This window comes from Serratia sp. J2 (assembly GCF_046269175.1).
Lineage (GTDB): Bacteria > Pseudomonadota > Gammaproteobacteria > Enterobacterales > Enterobacteriaceae > Chania > Chania fonticola_C.
On record NZ_JBKABN010000016.1, the window covers coordinates 68179 to 85974 of the forward strand.

General features: G+C 45.8%; 21 protein-coding genes and 1 tRNA gene. 19 read left to right on the plus strand and 3 right to left on the minus strand.

Annotated elements, in window-relative coordinates; genetic code table 11:
- Position 1 precedes the first annotated feature (1 nt).
- The gene (locus ACKWMY_RS16980; protein ID WP_211136573.1) at positions 2-1153 is read right to left on the minus strand and encodes an MFS transporter; all 1152 of its coding nucleotides are present in this window, start codon (positions 1151-1153) and stop codon (positions 2-4) included.
- On the opposite strand from ACKWMY_RS16980, the gene ACKWMY_RS16985 reads away from it, so the two are divergent.
- From ACKWMY_RS16985 to ACKWMY_RS17010, 6 genes are all read left to right on the plus strand, one after another.
- Positions 1152-1457, plus strand: a complete 306-nt coding sequence (locus ACKWMY_RS16985) for a hypothetical protein (RefSeq protein WP_074028101.1) — start codon at positions 1152-1154, stop codon at positions 1455-1457. The genes ACKWMY_RS16980 and ACKWMY_RS16985 overlap by 2 nt on opposite strands.
- 536 nt (positions 1458-1993) lie before the next feature.
- Positions 1994-3109: a porin OmpC gene (gene ompC / locus ACKWMY_RS16990; RefSeq protein ID WP_409486645.1), complete on the plus strand. Its 1116-nt coding sequence runs from the start codon at positions 1994-1996 to the stop codon at positions 3107-3109.
- Positions 3110-3263: 154 nt separating this feature from the next.
- On the plus strand, positions 3264-3680 hold the full coding sequence (locus tag ACKWMY_RS16995; RefSeq protein WP_024530041.1) for a VOC family protein: 417 nt from the start codon (positions 3264-3266) through the stop codon (positions 3678-3680).
- A 79-nt stretch (positions 3681-3759) separates the two neighbouring features.
- A complete protein-coding gene (osmE, locus tag ACKWMY_RS17000) occupies positions 3760-4089 on the plus strand; it encodes an osmotically-inducible lipoprotein OsmE (protein ID WP_409486646.1) in 330 nt (109 codons plus the stop codon).
- A 157-nt stretch (positions 4090-4246) separates the two neighbouring features.
- Positions 4247-4334 (plus strand) — tRNA-Ser (locus ACKWMY_RS17005).
- Positions 4335-4418: 84 nt separating this feature from the next.
- Positions 4419-5591, plus strand: a complete 1173-nt coding sequence (locus ACKWMY_RS17010; RefSeq protein WP_409486647.1) for a DUF6538 domain-containing protein — start codon at positions 4419-4421, stop codon at positions 5589-5591.
- Here ACKWMY_RS17010 and ACKWMY_RS17015 read toward each other — a convergent pair.
- Positions 5568-6629, minus strand: a complete 1062-nt coding sequence (locus ACKWMY_RS17015; protein WP_409486648.1) for a hypothetical protein — start codon at positions 6627-6629, stop codon at positions 5568-5570. The genes ACKWMY_RS17010 and ACKWMY_RS17015 overlap by 24 nt on opposite strands.
- A gap of 200 nt (positions 6630-6829) precedes the next feature.
- On the opposite strand from ACKWMY_RS17015, the gene ACKWMY_RS17020 reads away from it, so the two are divergent.
- The 7 genes from ACKWMY_RS17020 to ACKWMY_RS17050 all read left to right on the plus strand — a co-directional run bounded on the left by ACKWMY_RS17020 (position 6830) and on the right by ACKWMY_RS17050 (position 13651).
- Positions 6830-7447, plus strand: coding sequence for a hypothetical protein (locus ACKWMY_RS17020; protein ID WP_409486649.1), 618 nt, complete (start codon positions 6830-6832; stop codon positions 7445-7447).
- A 53-nt stretch (positions 7448-7500) separates the two neighbouring features.
- Complete coding sequence (locus ACKWMY_RS17025) at positions 7501-8142, plus strand: hypothetical protein (RefSeq protein ID WP_409486650.1); 642 nt, start codon at positions 7501-7503, stop codon at positions 8140-8142.
- Complete coding sequence (locus ACKWMY_RS17030) at positions 8132-9976, plus strand: phage/plasmid primase, P4 family (RefSeq protein ID WP_409486651.1); 1845 nt, start codon at positions 8132-8134, stop codon at positions 9974-9976. Before ACKWMY_RS17025 ends, ACKWMY_RS17030 begins: the two co-directional genes overlap by 11 nt.
- A 244-nt stretch (positions 9977-10220) precedes the next feature.
- The gene (locus ACKWMY_RS17035; protein ID WP_409486652.1) at positions 10221-10484 is read left to right on the plus strand and encodes a hypothetical protein; all 264 of its coding nucleotides are present in this window, start codon (positions 10221-10223) and stop codon (positions 10482-10484) included.
- Between the two features lie 211 nt (positions 10485-10695).
- A complete protein-coding gene (dcm, locus tag ACKWMY_RS17040; protein WP_409486653.1) occupies positions 10696-11961 on the plus strand; it encodes a DNA (cytosine-5-)-methyltransferase in 1266 nt (421 codons plus the stop codon).
- 5 nt (positions 11962-11966) lie between these two features.
- Positions 11967-12413, plus strand: a complete 447-nt coding sequence (locus tag ACKWMY_RS17045; protein ID WP_409486654.1) for a very short patch repair endonuclease — start codon at positions 11967-11969, stop codon at positions 12411-12413.
- Positions 12410-13651, plus strand: coding sequence for a type II restriction endonuclease (locus ACKWMY_RS17050; protein WP_409486655.1), 1242 nt, complete (start codon positions 12410-12412; stop codon positions 13649-13651). The genes ACKWMY_RS17045 and ACKWMY_RS17050 overlap by 4 nt, the downstream gene beginning before the upstream one ends.
- A gap of 226 nt (positions 13652-13877) precedes the next feature.
- On the opposite strand, the gene ACKWMY_RS17055 is transcribed toward ACKWMY_RS17050, so the two are convergent.
- Positions 13878-14123 carry a hypothetical protein gene (locus ACKWMY_RS17055; protein WP_409486656.1) on the minus strand — a complete coding sequence of 82 codons (246 nt, stop codon included), beginning with the start codon at positions 14121-14123 and terminating at the stop codon, positions 13878-13880.
- A 154-nt stretch (positions 14124-14277) separates the two neighbouring features.
- Here ACKWMY_RS17055 and ACKWMY_RS17060 point away from each other — a divergent pair, with 154 nt between their 5' ends.
- The 6 genes from ACKWMY_RS17060 (at position 14278) to ACKWMY_RS17085 (ending at position 17776) form a co-directional block, all read left to right on the plus strand.
- A complete protein-coding gene (locus ACKWMY_RS17060) occupies positions 14278-14742 on the plus strand; it encodes a hypothetical protein (protein WP_409486657.1) in 465 nt (154 codons plus the stop codon).
- A gap of 421 nt (positions 14743-15163) precedes the next feature.
- A complete protein-coding gene (gene radC, locus ACKWMY_RS17065; protein ID WP_409486658.1) occupies positions 15164-15598 on the plus strand; it encodes a RadC family protein in 435 nt (144 codons plus the stop codon).
- Positions 15595-15948 (plus strand): DUF2787 family protein, encoded by a 354-nt coding sequence (locus ACKWMY_RS17070; RefSeq protein ID WP_409486659.1) that lies wholly within the window; start codon positions 15595-15597, stop codon positions 15946-15948. Before radC ends, ACKWMY_RS17070 begins: the two co-directional genes overlap by 4 nt.
- A 346-nt stretch (positions 15949-16294) precedes the next feature.
- Positions 16295-16837 (plus strand): recombinase family protein, encoded by a 543-nt coding sequence (locus ACKWMY_RS17075; protein WP_179253186.1) that lies wholly within the window; start codon positions 16295-16297, stop codon positions 16835-16837.
- Between the two features lie 8 nt (positions 16838-16845).
- Complete coding sequence (locus ACKWMY_RS17080) at positions 16846-17166, plus strand: hypothetical protein (protein WP_409486660.1); 321 nt, start codon at positions 16846-16848, stop codon at positions 17164-17166.
- 61 nt (positions 17167-17227) lie between these two features.
- Positions 17228-17776 (plus strand): hypothetical protein, encoded by a 549-nt coding sequence (locus tag ACKWMY_RS17085; RefSeq protein ID WP_409486661.1) that lies wholly within the window; start codon positions 17228-17230, stop codon positions 17774-17776.
- Positions 17777-17796: the final 20 nt, after the last annotated feature.

Consider the following 17796-nt stretch of genomic DNA (forward strand, 5'->3'; position numbering starts at 1 on the left):
ATTAGCGAGTGACCGCTTTGGCGCTGGCAGTGACGATCAGCAGTAATGCCGCCACACAGGCCAGGGCAAACGTCAGGCTGGAGATCTGGGCGATTAACCCGATCACCGCCGGGCCGGCCAGAATACCGGCATAGCCCACCGTGGTGACCGAAGCGATGGCCAGGTTGGCAGGCATGACGCGTTGGTTTCCAGCTGCGCTAAATAGAATAGGGACCACATTGGATGCCCCGACGCCGACCAGCATAAAACCAATCAAAGAGGCTATGGCGTTGTCTATGGTAATAGCCAATGCCAGGCCGATGGCCGCACACAGGCTACCCAGCAACAGTACCTGATATCTGCCCATGGCATTTACCACGCGGTCGCCATTCAGCCTGCCGATCGTCATGGCAATGGAGAACAAGGCGTAACCCAAGCCTGCCTGGCTATGATCCATCCCGCGCATGGTGGTCAGGTACAACGCGCTCCAGTCGAGCATTGAGCCTTCCGCCAGGAACATGATAAAACACAGTAGGCCAATGAACATCACCCAGCCACGTGGCAGAACGAACATCGGGCCTTCTTTATCTCCGCCGCTCTCACGCAGCAGGTTTTTACTGGCAATCAGCAGCAGAGCCAGAATGGCGACGACGGCGATCAGCGTGGCTTGCAGCGGGCCTAGCCCCAGCCATAGCAGGGCGCTGACTCCACCCGCACCGGCGATCCCACCAACGCTGAAGAAACCGTGAAAGCCGGACATCATGGCACGATGGCTGGCGCGTTCGACCACCACGGCCTGGATGTTCATGGCTACGTCAATCATACCTATCGCCGCACCGAACAGCAGCAATGCCAATGCCATCCCCAAGGTGGAGTCCATCAGCACCAGCAGCGGCAGATCGATGCATAGGGCGATGCCCGCCAGCAGGATCACGCGTCGACAGCCAAATTTGCCGGTCAATAGCCCAGTCAACGGCATTGCCATGAGCGAGCCAACCCCGATGCATAGCAGCAACAGGCCTAATGAGCCGTCATCTATCGCGATACGCGTTTTGGCAAAAGGTACCAGCGGCGCCCAGGTGGCCATTGCCAGTCCGGCGATAAAAAAGGCCAGGCGGGTAGCATTCTGCTCGGGCACACCGGGCTTACTTTGTTCGTTGCAAGTGACTGTCATGTCGGTATCGGGATCGGCTCTGGATAGTGGCTTAAATGAACCCCTGTTTTTATCACAATCTGTGATCGGGGTCGAAAGGATTCGCGTTAACCCTGTAACCCATCAGGGGGGGAGGTGCTGTGTTAGATCACTTGCTGATGAGGGTGAGATAGTTTCTCAAAGTAACAAATATATTATCGAGGGAATTGATGCAGGATTCATTGTTATTTTGTATGTGATTGTGGGCTATTTAAACGATGAGCGCCTGAAAATTATTCACTGGTTAATTAGTGGTCGGTATTTTTATTATTTATTTAGCTATTAGTGCGGTGATTGATCATGTTTATGATATCTCATTGTGATTAAATTTGTGCATAAAATGCTTTATTGGAACGATTTGCGCGCTGGTTTTGGGTATAAAAAAACCGGCCAGAGGCCGGTCGTAACTACAAAAATTATCATACGGATAATGAAGGTAATAATGAAAATAATGATGATAGCGGGGTGATTATAGCGCCAGGCGTTGAAGCGATTTTTGGCACAACGTGCTTATTGTTTGATACTTTTGTACTGATATCTTTATTTTTATAAAGATTTGTATATTTCATTGTTTTATAAGGTTTAATTTATTTTTTTATCTTTCGGTGCTTAATTTTATTTGTCGGTAAGTTTTTGTTAAAGTTCGCCAGTATTTACATTTTGAAACCTTTAAATATTGGTATGAAACACTATCGGATACTTGGTATCATTTTCTTTCTGGATTAATATAGCCCTTGTTACCAGAATGGTGATTCACAGTCGCGCTAATAATGCTCAGAAGAGCAGTGGCCGTAGCTCGACATAATTAAGAGGATAATAACGATGAAACTTCGAGTACTCTCCCTGATCGTCCCAGCTCTGTTGATGGCAGGCACTGCAGGTGCAGCAGAAATCTACAACAAAGACGGCAATAAACTGGATTTGTTCGGTAAAATCGACGGTCTTCACTATTTTTCCGACAACGATAAAACCGATGGCGATCAGTCTTATATGCGTTTTGGCCTGCGTGGCGAAACTCAGATCAACGATCAGCTGACCGGCTATGGTGAGTGGGAATATCAGGTTCAGCTGAATAAAACCGAAGCTGAAAATGATGCCTTCACCCGTGTGGGCTTCGCTGGTCTGAAATTCGGCGATTACGGCTCATTGGATTACGGCCGTAACTACGGTGTGATGTATGACATCGGCGCATGGACCGACGTGTTGCCTGAGTTCGGTGGCGATACCTATGGTGCAGACAACTTCCTGTTCCAACGCACCAACGGTGTAGTGACGTATCGTAACAACAACTTCTTCGGTCTGGTTGATGGCCTGCACTTTGCTCTGCAGTATCAGGGTAAAAACGGCAACGGTGAAGAAAGCAACAATGGTCGTGATGTCCTGAACCAGAACGGTGACGGTTACGGTATGTCCGTTTCCTACGATCTGGGCTATGGCATCAGTGCTGCTGGTGCGTTCTTCAATGCTGACCGTACCAACGATCAGAACGGTGGCCCTAACGGCACCTCTTCTATTCTGGGTCGTGGTAGTAAGGCCGAAGGCTATAGCGGTGGTCTGAAATACGACGCCAACAACGTCTATCTGGCAGCGATGTATACTCAGTCTTACAATGCTACCCGTTTCGGCAACAGCAATAGCTCTCTGTACGGTTACGCGAACAAGGCACAGAACTTCGAAGTGGTTGCACAGTACCAGTTCGACTTCGGCCTGCGTCCTTCCGTGGCGTACCTGCAGTCTAAAGGCAAGGACATTGGTGGCGGTTACGGCGACCAGGATCTGCTGAAATATGTTGATGTGGGCGCGACCTACTACTTCAACAAAAACATGTCCACCTACGTTGACTACAAAATCAACTTGCTGGACGACAACACATTTACCGACAATGCCGGTATCAATACCGACGACGTGGTTGCTGTAGGCCTGGTTTACCAGTTCTAAGCAATACCGTGAATGTGACAACGCGGCCTTCGGGCCGCGTTTTTTTTGCCCGTTCTCCAGCAGCACAGATTGATCTTCGCGCGGCACTGATTGCTATTCTGCTGAGCCCGTACCTGTCTACCCTGTTTATAAATTGATAAATCAGGAGGTTGTTATGGAACTTAAGATTGAACGCGTGATTGAGACGGTGCTGTATGTCAATGATATCGAACGAGCCGCTGCCTTCTACCAGCAGGTATTGCAACTGCCAGCTATGGTCGCAAATGATCGTTTCCGGGCCTATAACATCTCCGATCAAAGCGTGTTGCTGCTGTTTGTCGCCGGGGATTCGCTGGATGGTGCTCACTATCCGGGAGGCTATATTCCCCCTCATGACGGCAGTGGCCCACAACATCTTGGTTTGGCCGTGAGCGAGGCCCAGTTACCCCTGTGGGAGCAGCAGTTAGCCGAACACGGTGTTGAGATAGAGGGGCGTATGCGTTGGGAACAGGGGGCAGAGAGCATTTATTTCCGCGATCCGGATGGCCACCTGTTGGAACTGGTAACGCCGGGTATCTGGGCCAACTATTAACGGCAGCAAAGCATTATTGGCAGAAAAGCCTTTTAGCATCTACACTTAGATAACAATAAGCATGCTAAGGAGATAAGCGATGACAAAGAAACTGGTTTTGACCGTATGTACTGCGGCGCTATTTACCGTACTTACTGGGTGTACCACTTACGACAGGGCCACGAGCTATGTGAACGAGCCTGTGGTAAGCGATGTCAAAGTCGGGATGACGAAGCAGCAGGTGCGAGCCATTGCCGGGCCGCCATCCACCTCAGCCACCCTGATCCATGCGAAGGGTACCTGTGATACCTATGCCGTGGCACCACGGGATGGCAAAGTGCAGACCTATTTTGTCAGCTACAACGACACGGGCCACGTGATGAACAAGGGCTATCAGAGTTGTTCAGAGTACGATACCCAACCTAAATAACGGCCTATTTAGTGTTCAAAAGAGCCTCGCTGATGCGGGGTTCTGGCTTTTTTTACCACAATCGGCCTGAAATTTAAGCGAACGCGCATTTTGACGCTTTTTTTTATGTGAAAACGATAGACATTTCATAACGGTACCGTTAATATCTGCGCCCATTGGAAGGATGGCCGAGTGGTTTAAGGCAACGGTCTTGAAAACCGTCGAGTGTAACAGCTCCCAGAGTTCGAATCTCTGTCCTTCCGCCAAATTCTCTTAAAGACTGTTTGATAACGGTTTTTACCTTGAAATCCCCTCTTGTTACACACAGATGTAACACAGGGGATTTTTTTATGTGTACTCATCTGGCAAAACGTGGCTCACGCTACTACTTCCGTCGCCGCATTCCTTTAGCGTTAATCCCTCACTTCCAACGAACAGAAATCGTCAAAGCTCTAGGCACGTCTAATCGCTCCGAAGCAGAAAGATTGGCCCGGTTGGAAGGTTGCCGCTGGGATAACGAATTTGCTCGTCTGCAAGGTGAAACTGTAAATAGTCTGCCAGACTATGAAGTCACTCCCACAGGGCCAAAACTGGCCGATCTTCACCAGCAATGGCTATCGAATGGTGAGAAGGCCCCGAAAACCCGAGATCTATATGTCAGAGCCTTAGGGCGCTTTGCTGAAATTGTCGGCAATGACCATGTTAAGAGTATCAGTAGAACCGATTGCCGTACTTTCAGGGATGCACTGAAAGAGCAGGGGCTGAGTGTCAAAACGGTAAACAACTACTTGGCCGCCTTGAGCAGCCTGTTTACGCTTGCCGTTGATGATGAGGTAGTAGAGCGTAACCCGACAGAAGGCCTCAGCCTGAAGGATACCCAGCACTCCAAAGAGAAGCGGCTACCGTTTGACGAGGCGTCACTCAAAAAAGTTTTCACTTCCCCGGTGTTCAACGGCGATAGACCAAAGGCAGGGGCCGGAGAGGCGTCCTACTGGCTGCCACTGTTAGCACTCTATACCGGTGCTCGGCTGGAAGAGATCGGCCAACTACATCCGTCTGATGTCCATCAGGAGACCTATCAGGGTGGTTTCGCTTGGATAATAGAAATTAATGACCGACAAGAGGGGCAGCACCTCAAGAATGCAGGCAGCCGCCGTCGGATACCGGTACATCCTGAACTGATCAAGCTCGGCTTCATCGATTTTGCCAAGAAGCAGAAAGGTGATCGGATCTTCCACCAGCTAAAAGCTGACGTATTTGGCACCCTGACAGGTAACTGGTCAAAGTGGTTCGGTCGCTACCTGCGTAATGTCTGTGGTGTTACCGATAAACGGATGGTGTTCCATTCCTTCCGTCACACCTTCAAGGACATGTGCCGATTGGCCGGTATTGATGAGGCTGTGCATGACGCTCTTACCGGCCATTCTTCAAGCTCTGTTTCTCGTAACTACGGTGGGTTAAACTACCCGTTGGGGCCGCTTGTTGAGGCGGTGGGAAGATTAAGTTTTCACATTTTGGTTTAATGCTTCTATTTTTTCCGAGATGGTGGACAGGAATGACTCAATGTTATAAAAAAAATGTCTCGGATCATTACTCCAAAATTCATCAGTGGCTAATAATAACGGTATGTCATAGTTATCGGATAGTGTTATTATCCTTGGGGAGTCGCCTAAGAGGTCGATGTTGCTTTTTTTTAGAATATTATGAGCCTCATCTCTAATTTCTAGATAGTCTCTTTCTGGATGTTTTGATTTGATATTCTTTTCTATATTATTTGTGATGTATCTTATAGTTTGTTCCCCTTTTGGATAGTAAAGGGGTTTTAATTTTAAAAGGTCTTCTTTAGTGATTGAATTAGACGCTTGATTACCCTGTGGGATTTTTTCATGTTTAAGATAGTAGAATAACTTGCTGACGAGTTTTAAAAGTATATCTGGGGTAGGTTCATAAGGGGGCCTGCTCTGACGTTCAGAATCTATACTGCTATACCCTGCGAGGAAACTGTTAATCATTGCTCTTTGCCCTATATTAATCTCAAAGTGGGCGTTTTTAATTTCTTTAACTATATGCTTTCTTGTCATGGTGTGGTTCATATCTATTTTTAATTTTGAATCATCTATGTATATTCCTAATCTTCGATAAGAAAATCCACATCTAAAACCTCGGTAGCATACTGATAAAGCAATTATTTTTTTTAGGTCCATACCTTCCCATCTTTTCTCACGCTGCTTGAAGGTTTCTGGTGTTGCATTAAAAAGTTCACTTAAGTTTGTTGTACCTTTACTTTCTATATGCTGAGAAAATATTGTGGATATGTAAGCTAACAAATCTGGCGGAATGTTAAATTTTCGCCGCACGCCTTCATTGAATAATTCCAATAATTGGATGCTGTAATATGAAATGATTGACTCTATCGGCTCGTTAATAAATATTGGCGGATTTCCGATTGTTAGAGTTTTGTCTCTATATGCGTCAGAAGAACCTCCTTTAAGAAGTTGAATTTGTTCAATTGAACGATTAACACGACGTGCGTAGAATTGCTCATTAGTTTCGTTTTTCAAAAAAAATACCCCATCATTTCATTTAAGCACGATTTTCGGTAAAAAGAAAGATAATTTTAATTTCTTACGGCCTTTACTCTGCCCAGCCTCCTTATGTAACAAAATCCTCTCCGCTGTCAACCAGTCAACCGGTTGAGCAGTATCGAGGTACTTAATTATGCACTTTACCGCATGCTCTTTATACAATCTGGAGGTTTACTATGGGTGATAAGGCACTGTCTTACGCTCACAATGGTAATGATTTATCAGAGAAATTTATCAGTTCTCTTGACTTGAACCTAGCCCGAGATGTCGTTAATAAAGCTGAAGGGCCAATTCTTGGTCAACAGGCTCTCGATATCTTGGTGATCGCCAAGAATATTGGTTGGTTCAAGCCAAACTATACTGATAACCCGCTTTTTCCTAACGAAGCGATGACATTCTCACAAAGGATGAAACGGTCATTCAAACAGATTCATCAAGAGCGTATTAGGGGATTATCCTGTTACAACGATTTCCCCTTTCCTGATGAACTGGTAAACGTGATATATCGTCTGGAGGAGACTCACGCTAATGGAGACATTCGTGTCTTTAGTGATATTAATATCTTCGGTGGAGGGATTGGCTTTGAGATGAATGTAGACACTGAAGTTGAAGATCTCAATCGTGAAATTCTATATGGGTTGATTGATTGGAAGTTTTCTGGTGGCACTATTCACGACTCAGGGGTAAGTGATACTTACTTTATTCTCTTTGATTCATCAATTTACTTGATGAAGTTAACTTTTGATATGACTGGGTTGATTTCAAAAATTGACACCGAGACTGTTAGAGAGTGATTTTCATTTATTAAGGCCCCATTTAGGGGCCTTTCATCTATTGTGAGTTGCTTATGAAATATAATTTTTCTGAGATTAATTCTCAGTATCCGATTACGTCTGTATTTACTGCTTTGACAGGTGTTGATGTTAAGCTAATCGGAGAGGATTGTTTTGAACCTGAGGATAAGACTTGCCCTTTGTGCGGCCATAAAGAGTGCTTCCGCTTATATCTCGATAGCTATAGGGCACACTGTTTTTCCTGTGATGAGAATCTCTCTGTACTCGATCTGGTTTTGAAGTTGAGTGATCTCCCTGATATTTACGAGGCGGCAAGAATACTAAGTGAAGGACAGTTATCCCCTTCATATGCAATGTCGCAACCAGAGCAGGAATTCGGTGATGATTATCGAGACTTTATCTTGATGGTTAATCTGAATAAAGAGATCGCTGAGTATTACCACAACAACCTGCTGAATAATGAAGAAGTATTGAGTTATCAAATGGATGTTCGTGGTCATAGTCTTGATATTATTAAGGAATCTCAGGTCGGTTATTCCGATGGACAGATGTGGCAGTCATTCAAAGATAAATATCAGCAGCAGGATTTGCTTGACACTGGCATGTTCCGTTTGAACAAGGCCGGTGAACTTCGTGATTTTGCTCCGGCTGGTATCTATGTTTATCCCCATATGGAGGTCAATAATGAGGATTAATCGATTTACATTCAAGGACCCAGCCAAAGAGTTCAAGTACCAGCAACGGAAAAAAGCCTGGTTGCCTGGTGCATTTGTATACGGGCAACAGACGCTAATCCGTTCTGGTGATGTTGCTTTGGTTGAGGGTGAGAATGATCTTATCAGTCTCCTCGATGCTGGCTATCCAGGCCCCGTGCTGGCAACGATAGGCTCAGTCAGCAGGGCTCAGGTTGAGTATGTCTTATCAATGGAGCGTCCAGTTGTCACATTTTTTGATAATGACGAAGCAGGCGATGGATATCGAGCAAAGTTTCCGCAGGCAACACATTACAGGGTTCCTGAGAGGGGGAGCGATATTGATGAGTTCATACATCAAGGTGGTGACTGGCAATCTCTGGAGCCAGTAGTGCCCTTTATTCCCTTGGCAGAGGTGATTTCTCCTTTGGAAGCGGGGGCTTGTGGATCGGAAACTGGCAATGATGTCGGCAATGCCAATTACATGTGTCGTCTGCTTGGTCGTAACCTTTGTTATGTTCGTGAAAGTGGTGATTTCTGGCATTTCATAGACGAAAAATGGCAACCTGCTGGTGTTCAGATCATGAAATACGCTGAAGTGACAGCGGTTGACATGCTAAGTGAAGGTTACCGCATGAGGCGGGAAGCAGAAAACCAAGATGGTGCAGCTAAGGCCGATATTTTGGTGGAAAACGCTTACAAGCTTCACAGTTTGCCAAAGCTCAAGGCGATGGCAGAACTGGTAAAGCCCAAGATAGAAGTGTCAACTTCGCAGTTCGACGCTGATCCTATGCTTCTTGGTGTACAGAATGGCGTGATCGAACTTGGGACCGGTCTGTATCGTGAGAATCGTCGTAATGACCTGATCACAAGCTACAGTCCGGTAACTTACTCCCCACTGGCAGTATGTCCAACCTGGGAAAAGTTCATCAGCGATATCTTCCTGGCGGATGCTGAGATGATTGCGTTCATACAGCGTTGTGTTGGTTACTGGTTGACCGGACGTGTTGACGAACAGTTGATGTTCTTCTTCTACGGCCACGGCAGCAATGGCAAATCTACGTTCATTCAGGCAATTCAGAACCTATTCGGAGCCTACGCAACGCAGATCAACAGTGATGCCCTCATGGTTAACCGGAACGCTGGTGGACCTAACGCATCCCTAGCCAAGTTACCGGGCAAGCGATTGGTTGTCGTCAATGAATTACCTGAAAACGGCAGGTTCGATGAAACCCTTATCAAGTCCATGACGGGCGGTGATGTTCTTGTGGCCCGGCAGGTTTACGGTAAGCATGAGATTGAATTTACCGCCCAGTTTTCTCTGGTGATCATTGGTAACCACAAACCTGTCATTCACGACATGTCGCATGGCATGTGGCGAAGGATGTGCCTGATACCCTTTATGGCTCAATTCAGTGCTGAACAGGCCGATCCTGACCTGCCAGCAAAACTGAACCGGGAGTTACCGGGTATCCTCAATTGGGCTCTGAGAGGGGTTCTGGAGTGGCAGGACAAGGGGATCAAGAGATCCCTGCCCGCGATGATTCAGATGGCTAACGAAGAGTACCGTGAGGAAAGTGACTTACTGGGTGAATTCTTGGCTGAATGCCTGCTCGAACCCGATGCTTATACTCCTGCTTCTGAAATTTACCGGGCATTCCGTGAGTTTGCTAGTGATGGGAATGAGTGGAAGATGACGCAGCGTGTCTTGAACAAAAAGCTGGTGGAAAGGGGCTTCCGTAAATTTCGTCGTAACAATCTTGCCTGCTTTGCCGGTATTGCTGTTGTGGACCGAGAAATGGGGCCAGTGACCTACCAGGTTGGCTCTGTCGGCTAGTGCCGATTCTGTCCGTTGCCCTTCTTGACGATTACGTTGAGGGGGCAACAAATAATGCAATCAACGGTCCTTCCAGTGCCGATTAATTGGTTATTTTGTAAAAGTCCCTATGAGATTCTTCACAGGAAAAGTTTACTAATATGCCTAAAAATCGGCACTAGGGGACCCTGTTTTCGCTGTTATCGTTGTCCCGATAGTGAAGTCAGCAGAATCACAATCGGCACGAATCGGCATGAGGGATCAAATGAATACGTTAACGTTAATTATCGACCCGGAAAAAACCTTCACTGGAATTATGAAAGGGCACAACTATGCGGTAGATGTTGATGTCTATAGCGATGTCTTACCAATGGAGGTGAAGGCGGAACTGACAAGTCTATGCCCTATCTATCGGCATGAATTAACAGAGTCAGAGGCTTGGCAACTGATGTGGGAACTGATCAGGATGCTCAGCCCTCACATTGACCTGCTAGTCAAGGTCACAGACCTAACAAAACCGATCCGTTGACTGGCAACTCTTCATGGGGCTCCTGCCCCTTTTTGCTATGGAAACAATAAGAAATGTGTTACTCGTATGAGATAGATGACATAGAGCCTTTTGTTCAAGTGTTGCACTAATCCATAAATTCTGCCTGATACTGTAAATAATTACAGATTCCCCTGGAAAATGGGATTTTTTGCGGTCATAATGTCCGTAAGATAACCCAGGGGCTATAAATATGTCAGAAATTCAACCGTTAGAGTTACTCAAGCAAGCTCGCGACAGATTTACACAGCGTGAAATTGCTGAATATGTGGGCAAGGACACAAAGACGGTAAGACGCTGGGAAAAAGGCGAAACACCATGTCCTGCCATGTTGGAACCTGTTCTCCGCAACCTACTGATGCAGTCCCCCCCTCCGGTTGTCAAGGGTGATAGCCAGAGTTTCCGGTTCATAGATCTTTTTGCTGGTATTGGTGGTGTCCGTTTAGGATTCGAAGCTCAAGGCGGAGAATGCGTGTTTACCAGTGAATGGAATGACTTTTCGAAGAAAACCTACATCGAAAACTATGGTGATCATCACCCATTCATTGGCGATATAGTACCTTACCCTGCTGAAGATGTTCCAGATCATGATGTTCTGCTTGCAGGCTTTCCTTGCCAGCCATTCAGCATTGCTGGTGTGAGCAAAAAAAATTCGCTTGGCCGTCCACATGGTTTTGAATGTACAACGCAAGGTACGTTATTTTTCGACGTGGCCCGTATAATTGCGACTAAACGTCCCAAAGCATTCTTGCTGGAAAATGTGAAAAATCTTCTTTCGCATGACAAAGGCAATACGTTTCAGGTGATCCTTCAAACCTTACGGGATGAGTTGAACTACGATGTCCATTATCGTGTTATCGATGGACAGCACTTCACTCCACAGCACCGCGAACGCATAATAATTGTTGGTTTTCGTGAGAAGACCGATTTTACGTGGGATGACCTGCAATTATCAGGGGAAGGGCCACGTCTAGGTTCGATCCTGCACAAAACAGACGGTAGTGAACCAGAGCTTTTGTGGGATGGAAACCGGTTTTTCGACCATGAAGAGCAGAAGGTGCAGCCAAAATATACATTGACTCCAAATCTGTGGGCTTATCTGCAAGCGTATGCCGAGAAGCACCGTGCTGCTGGTAACGGTTTCGGCTTTGGTATGTCTTACCCTGATAGTGTGACACGTACTCTCTCGGCCAGATACCACAAAGATGGTTCTGAAATTCTTGTATGGCAGGGTGAAAAGAAACGTCCACGCCGTCTAACCCCCAGAGAATGTGCCAGATTGATGGGGTTCCCCGATACTTTCAGAATTCCAGTCAGTGATACGCAGGCATACCGACAGTTTGGCAACAGTGTTGTTATGCCGGTTATGCGTGAAGTTGCTCGAATCATGGTCCCACATATCCAGTCAACTATTGACCTCGAACGTACAGGGATATCTCAACCGTCACTGTTTGTGTAACTCTTATGGCCGATATAGTAGATGCAGCTACCCGTAGCAGAATGATGTCAGGTATCCGGGGCGGTAACACCAAACCGGAGATTTTGGTGCGTAGCATCCTGCACCGACATGGTTTCCGGTTTCGTTTGCATGTTCGCAATCTTCCAGGAAAACCTGATATTGTACTCCCACGTTACCATGCAGTAATTTTCGTGAATGGTTGCTTTTGGCATGGGCATGATTGTCATCTATTTCGAATGCCCAAAACGCGTGAGGCTTTCTGGAGTGAAAAAATCGGTCGTAATCAATTTAACGATCAAAAGAACAGAGAAGCGTTGATTGCTGCAAACTGGCGTGTAGGCGTTGTCTGGGAATGTGCTATACGCGGTAAGGGAAAAGATATTGACAGCATTGCACTTTGTCTGAGCGAGTGGCTACACAGTGAAGAAGAAACCATCGAGGTAAAGGGATGAAACAGGGGTATCTGTCACAATATTTTGAAGGTGTAGCACTCAAACACCTAAGTGCTGTGGAAGCTGACGTAAATTGTTCGAACCAGCATGAGTTCAACGGAGTTGGCGCGTTACGGGACATCCTTGGTGAACCACCAGATGGCAAGGTGCGTTTTTCAGCCAAATTCCTCTATCTTACTGATCAGGACGATGAACCTATAGTTGAGGATGGTTTCCTTACTTGGTATGACTCCCGCCAGAAGGCAAGGCTTGAACGCAACGTGATGCGATGGGAATACAGGCTTTATTTTCCTACCAATCTCGTTTCTCAGTGTGCCGCAGAGGGGGATCTGCTTGTTATTGCCAAGCGCTCAGACGATACATTGATAGCAATAGTAGCTGAAAAAGATACGACTATTGAACGTCAACTGATGTGGCTGTTTGGATTCTCGGACCTTACGCATCCAGGTTTCTCCGTAAAGTCTGAACTGGAAACTGAACAGGACAGAATTGGCTTTGCAGCACAGGTCGTCCTTGAGCAGATCGGCGTTGAAATAGAAGAAGAAGCACCTAATTTTCTTGATCAGATGCTTGATCGATTCAACGGCTCATTCCCAAAAACCATCGAATTTTCTGCTTATGCCAGAAGCAGTATACAAGATCTTTCAAGCCATGATGATCCGGATACAGCACTAATCGCCTGGATGGAGCGTGAGGAAATCCTCTTCAGGACGCTGGAGAAACATCTGCTTGGAGAAAAATTGCGGAACCTCACGCAATCGGGTATCGAGGACACAGAGCCATTCGTAAAATTGGTTCAGAGTGCATTGCAGCGACGTAAGTCAAGAGCTGGTTCTGCACTTGAAAATCATCTCGAACAAATTTTTACTGATCATGGTGTGACGTACACAAGAACAGGGGTCACGGAAAGAAACCTCAAACCGGATTTCATTTTCCCGCTCATCAGTAATTACCATGATATGTCATTTCCTCAAGCCCGGTTGACCATGCTGGCGTCTAAATCAACTTGCAAGGATCGCTGGAGGCAAATATTGAATGAAGCATCACGCATACCAGACAAGCATCTTTTGACCTTGGAGCCAAGCATCAGTGAAAATCAGACAACCGAGATGAAGGATGAACGAGTGCAGCTTGTTCTGCCTCGAGGGTTGCATGCGACCTATACGGTAGCGCAACAATCCTGGCTAATGGATGTTGCTTCGTTCCTTGAGCTGGCACGTCTGCGACAAAATCCGTGATGGAATATATCACAGGACTATCTCTACGGAAAAAAAGTTACACCGATACCATGCCAACCGTCCCGGCAGACGCTCTAGCCAGCCACTGGCAAGGAGTAGCCTCAGATGCCTCTTGGCGGTCCTCTGGCTGATGTCACAGTGATTGGCAAGCCTAAGGGACACAGAACATGGGTAAGGCCGTATGATCCCGTCATCGGCCATTCTGCTCAACTCCCAGCAACTTCGTTTAATACCGCTGGGTAATAACTCGAACTGGTGCATTTACGATCCTCATTATTTTCTCTGCCAAGTATCTGGCTTCGTAGTCGTACAGTTGCTGCACGAACAGGCCCTTGGGCGTCTTACAGTTCAGGCCCGCCGAGTTGAAGCCCTCGGTCAGTCTTTTCAGTTTTTCAATCTTTTCTTCTGGCAACTCGCTTAAGGCCAGGTCTACGGCGGATTCTTCGCCGTCTTCAATAATAATTAAGTCCATGGTTCCTCCGAGTGACATTTTTTGTCACTATCTATATTTTACTCTCTCTGTTGGGAATACAAAGAAAGTAGTGTTTGACTAAAATTATCACAAATGGTCTTATTGCAACTTGATTGATTTTCATGGATGAGAACTAGCAACAATGGTTGCCAAAATGGAACACTGCTATGAACTGATGGTATTTGCTGCTAGAACGGGTAACTTTACTGCAACGGAAGTGAGGGGAATTCTCACGCATGCTCTTGCTAATAGTTTAAAAGGGCGTTTTACCGGATTCGTTTCCCGAGAGGCAATAATTTCCGTGGCTGACGGGTTCATGGGGCATACATTGATCGTGGAGCATCCGCACCGTATACAGGCTTGCCTTACAGATTATTTTAGAGTTGCTATGCGTGACAATCATTACCCAAGCTTTGATGAATTCGAAGCAAGGCTAGAAATATTATCTGAAGTTAATATTACGACACGAATAGAAAATGCAACTCTTAGCCGTAAAGGTTCGACATATGCTAGCGTGGGGATAAAAATTATAAACTGGTGTGATATCAATGAGATTGATAAAGTCATTTTCAGGAAATACCTTGCCGGAAAGATCAGCAATTTATCTGCGTTTAAGTAAGTGACGAGATTGTCAAGGTTGGGGTAAGGGGTTTTTCCCCTACGCCGATTTTTTCCAAGTGAATGTTGTAGGATATGCTATCTGTCAACTGATAAAATAAAGAAGGGGGCCTTTAGTGCCGATTATTCGGCATATTAGTAAACTTTTTCTGTAAATGCTCTCATAGAGAGTTTTACAAAATAGTCTAATAATCGGCATTTGCCACTCTAATTCTTCTGTTATTGTTGCCCCGATAGGGAAGTGCCAAAACAGCAATCGGCATTAATCGGCACTGTTCTTATACCTGCCAGACTGCTACCAAATGACTCATAGGCTTTTCTAACCAGAAATTGATTTTTATCTCTCTTATACCCTCATCCTGATTCAATATTGGTCCTCTTTACCGGTACAAGAAACGTGCAGATCTACTTAGGAGGAAATAATGCACGATAAAATCATTAACAAGGCCCGAGAGATATTAACTCAACGGCTATATCACTCTGAATCATTACTGTCACCAAAAGATACCGAAAGTTTTCTAGCCTTGAAATTAGGAGGGCGGGAACAGGAGGTATTTTCCGTTATCTTTCTGAATAACCTGAACCAAGTGATCCAGTACCAGGAGATGTTCTTTGGCACTATTAGGGAAACCAGCGTCTACCCCAGAGAAATAGCCCGGAAGGCCCTTAAGTTGAATGCTTCCGCCATTATCTGCTCTCACAATCATCCGTCCGGCAATCCTGAGCCGTCACAGGCCGACAGGGCAATTACTGACCGGATTCGTGAGGCAATGGGGCTGGTGGAGGTTCAATTGCTGGATCACATCGTTGTTGGTGGCGGTAAAACAGTGTCTTTTGCTGAAAGGGGATGGCTATGAAATGTTCACTGCCATTACAGAAGGGATTTATCAAAATTCTGGAAAAATACCATAAGCCTGTCGACGAATTAATCCTGAACTTCCGTTCACCGGATTACTCGCCGGAAGGAGGATATCGGCCAGTAGAGATCCGGTTACTGGGTGATACTCTAGACTACGTCACCGAGTTTGCCTATTTCGGTCTGTATCCTGAGTTGGAAAAATCGTTAGATTTTGACTTCGGTCAAGGGGCAGGGTTTCAACCGTTTACCGGTTATAGCGATATTCGCCGCTACGGTGAACTCTTTCAACTCTGGCAGAAGAACTTCATTGCCTACTACCGTGCTGGCGTCTATCGGGTGGCGTCATGAATTGGGGAGTGTTACTGCTTGAAGCCCTGCTCGCCGGGGTGGCCGCTTTTGTCACCGTATTCTTTCGAGGACTGATGGCCCACTACGTTCCTGAAGATTACGGTCTTTGAGGTCCTCCAAATTATCACTTCATTGCTCACATCTTAATCAGACGTTATCTGCCTGCCATCGTTAGGGCCTTTCTAAAACGGAAGGCCTGATTTCTTAATAAGCACTAGGCAAGTGCAATAGACCAAGGTCATGTGACGCCCGAAAAAGACGGTGATTTTACCAGTCAATTAAGCGGGTTTCAGCATTTTGACCGGTTCAGTCAGTGTACCTTGGCCTATTGACCATAGGAGGCCTTATGGCTCGAGTTGGATATGCACGGGTCAGCACCGTTGGGCAGAGTCTGGAAGCTCAGCTCAAGGCGCTACAGGACTGTGAGAAGGTCTTCCAGGAAACCATCAGTGGTTCGAAAGATGATCGCTCACAGTTGAAGTCGATGCTTGAATTCGTGAGGGAAGGTGACACGGTTGTTGTCACCAAGTTGGACCGGTTAGCCAGGAACACTCGGCACTTATTGGAGATTGCCGAATTCCTGCAACGTAAGCGGGTATCACTGAAGATCTTAAACTTAGGGATCGACACGTCAACACCAACGGGAAAACTGATGCTGACCATGATAGGAGCAATAGCAACGTTCGAACGAGAACTGATGCTGGAGCGCCAGGCGGAAGGCATCGCAATCGCAAAAGCAAAAGGGAAATACAAGGGCAGGAAGCCTACAGCGATGGCAAAAGAAGATGAGGTGCTGGGATTACTTGATGAAGGCTTGCCGAAAGCTGAGGCTGCAAGGCGTGTTGGCATCAGTATCTCCAGCGTTCAGAGAATACTACGGAGACAATAGAGGGAATTATGTTGAGGTTGATATTTTTCATTATCGTAATGATTCCAACAATAAGTAGTGCCCAAGTAATAAATAGAGGTTTCATTTGTTCAAAAACATCATTGCTTCTCCATCTTGATACAGAGATTCCTTCAAGTTCATATATAATGCTGAATGATGAAAGGTTAGCTCTTGATGAAGTCGAAGAGGATGGTGATGCCAACTTAATGAAATTCGTCTTGGTTTCAAAAGGTAAAAAAGTTACAGAGGTTATACTTAATATACAAGGTTCCGGTAAGGTGTATATACGTGACTTTAAAAATAATAGTTGGGAGCCTTGTGTACAGTAGTGAATGTATTTTTCTACGTCGCGATGGAAGCATTGTGTTTATCTGATATAACGAGGGGTAAATGAGGGTTTCAATTGATAGAACCAATGGCATAACTCTGGTAATAATACTTTCATTGAATAGCATCCTGATAGCGGTGTTATTCAATGGAGCAACTGAGTTAGTAATGTGTGTAGCCACTACTTTAATTGGGTCACTATTAGGAATGGCAGGTAGGATTGTTTATGAGAGTGTTACCTTCAAAGATGTAATGTTAGAAAGAACTATTTGTACATTACTACCACTGTTGTCAGGATGGGCATTATTTGTAGTTACTAAATCTAACGTTGGCGGTCTGAACGAAATGCTTCTGGTGCTCTCTACGTTGCTTGCAATAGGAGTTGCTGGTGCTTGTCTGAATAATAATATGCCATTACCTGATGATAATGCTCTATATTTCGGTATTGCACTTATGGTTATGTCAGTCGTTGCCATGACTTATAGATTGAATGTGCCTGAATACTATTGGTATGCTTGGATAGGAGTAACCATGGCTATGATGTCTTTAAGTGGTGTTCTGATTAAAGGGGATATTGTTAAGAGATTTAGAGCTGACAATGCAGAAAGTTAAAGATCCTGCCCTAGATGTCT

Excerpts from the sequence above, each read along its gene's own strand:
- dcm (WP_409486653.1), top strand. The coding sequence starts at position 10,696 with ATGTCAGAAATTCAACCGTTAGAGTTACTCAAGCAAGCTCGCGACAGA.
- ACKWMY_RS17010 (WP_409486647.1), top strand. The coding sequence starts at position 4,419 with ATGTGTACTCATCTGGCAAAACGTGGCTCACGCTACTACTTCCGTCGC.
- ACKWMY_RS17020 (WP_409486649.1), top strand. The coding sequence starts at position 6,830 with ATGGGTGATAAGGCACTGTCTTACGCTCACAATGGTAATGATTTATCA.
- ACKWMY_RS17025 (WP_409486650.1), top strand. The coding sequence starts at position 7,501 with ATGAAATATAATTTTTCTGAGATTAATTCTCAGTATCCGATTACGTCT.
- ACKWMY_RS17070 (WP_409486659.1), top strand. The coding sequence starts at position 15,595 with ATGAAATGTTCACTGCCATTACAGAAGGGATTTATCAAAATTCTGGAA.
- ACKWMY_RS16985 (WP_074028101.1), top strand. The coding sequence starts at position 1,152 with ATGTCGGTATCGGGATCGGCTCTGGATAGTGGCTTAAATGAACCCCTG.
- ACKWMY_RS17050 (WP_409486655.1), top strand. The coding sequence starts at position 12,410 with ATGAAACAGGGGTATCTGTCACAATATTTTGAAGGTGTAGCACTCAAA.
- ACKWMY_RS16980 (WP_211136573.1), bottom strand. The coding sequence starts at position 1,153 with ATGACAGTCACTTGCAACGAACAAAGTAAGCCCGGTGTGCCCGAGCAG.
- radC (WP_409486658.1), top strand. The coding sequence starts at position 15,164 with ATGCACGATAAAATCATTAACAAGGCCCGAGAGATATTAACTCAACGG.
- ACKWMY_RS17085 (WP_409486661.1), top strand. The coding sequence starts at position 17,228 with ATGAGGGTTTCAATTGATAGAACCAATGGCATAACTCTGGTAATAATA.
- ACKWMY_RS17030 (WP_409486651.1), top strand. The coding sequence starts at position 8,132 with ATGAGGATTAATCGATTTACATTCAAGGACCCAGCCAAAGAGTTCAAG.
- ACKWMY_RS17080 (WP_409486660.1), top strand. The coding sequence starts at position 16,846 with ATGTTGAGGTTGATATTTTTCATTATCGTAATGATTCCAACAATAAGT.
- ACKWMY_RS17045 (WP_409486654.1), top strand. The coding sequence starts at position 11,967 with ATGGCCGATATAGTAGATGCAGCTACCCGTAGCAGAATGATGTCAGGT.
- ompC (WP_409486645.1), top strand. The coding sequence starts at position 1,994 with ATGAAACTTCGAGTACTCTCCCTGATCGTCCCAGCTCTGTTGATGGCA.
- ACKWMY_RS17075 (WP_179253186.1), top strand. The coding sequence starts at position 16,295 with ATGGCTCGAGTTGGATATGCACGGGTCAGCACCGTTGGGCAGAGTCTG.
- ACKWMY_RS17060 (WP_409486657.1), top strand. The coding sequence starts at position 14,278 with ATGGAACACTGCTATGAACTGATGGTATTTGCTGCTAGAACGGGTAAC.
- ACKWMY_RS16995 (WP_024530041.1), top strand. The coding sequence starts at position 3,264 with ATGGAACTTAAGATTGAACGCGTGATTGAGACGGTGCTGTATGTCAAT.
- ACKWMY_RS17055 (WP_409486656.1), bottom strand. The coding sequence starts at position 14,123 with ATGGACTTAATTATTATTGAAGACGGCGAAGAATCCGCCGTAGACCTG.
- ACKWMY_RS17035 (WP_409486652.1), top strand. The coding sequence starts at position 10,221 with ATGAATACGTTAACGTTAATTATCGACCCGGAAAAAACCTTCACTGGA.
- osmE (WP_409486646.1), top strand. The coding sequence starts at position 3,760 with ATGACAAAGAAACTGGTTTTGACCGTATGTACTGCGGCGCTATTTACC.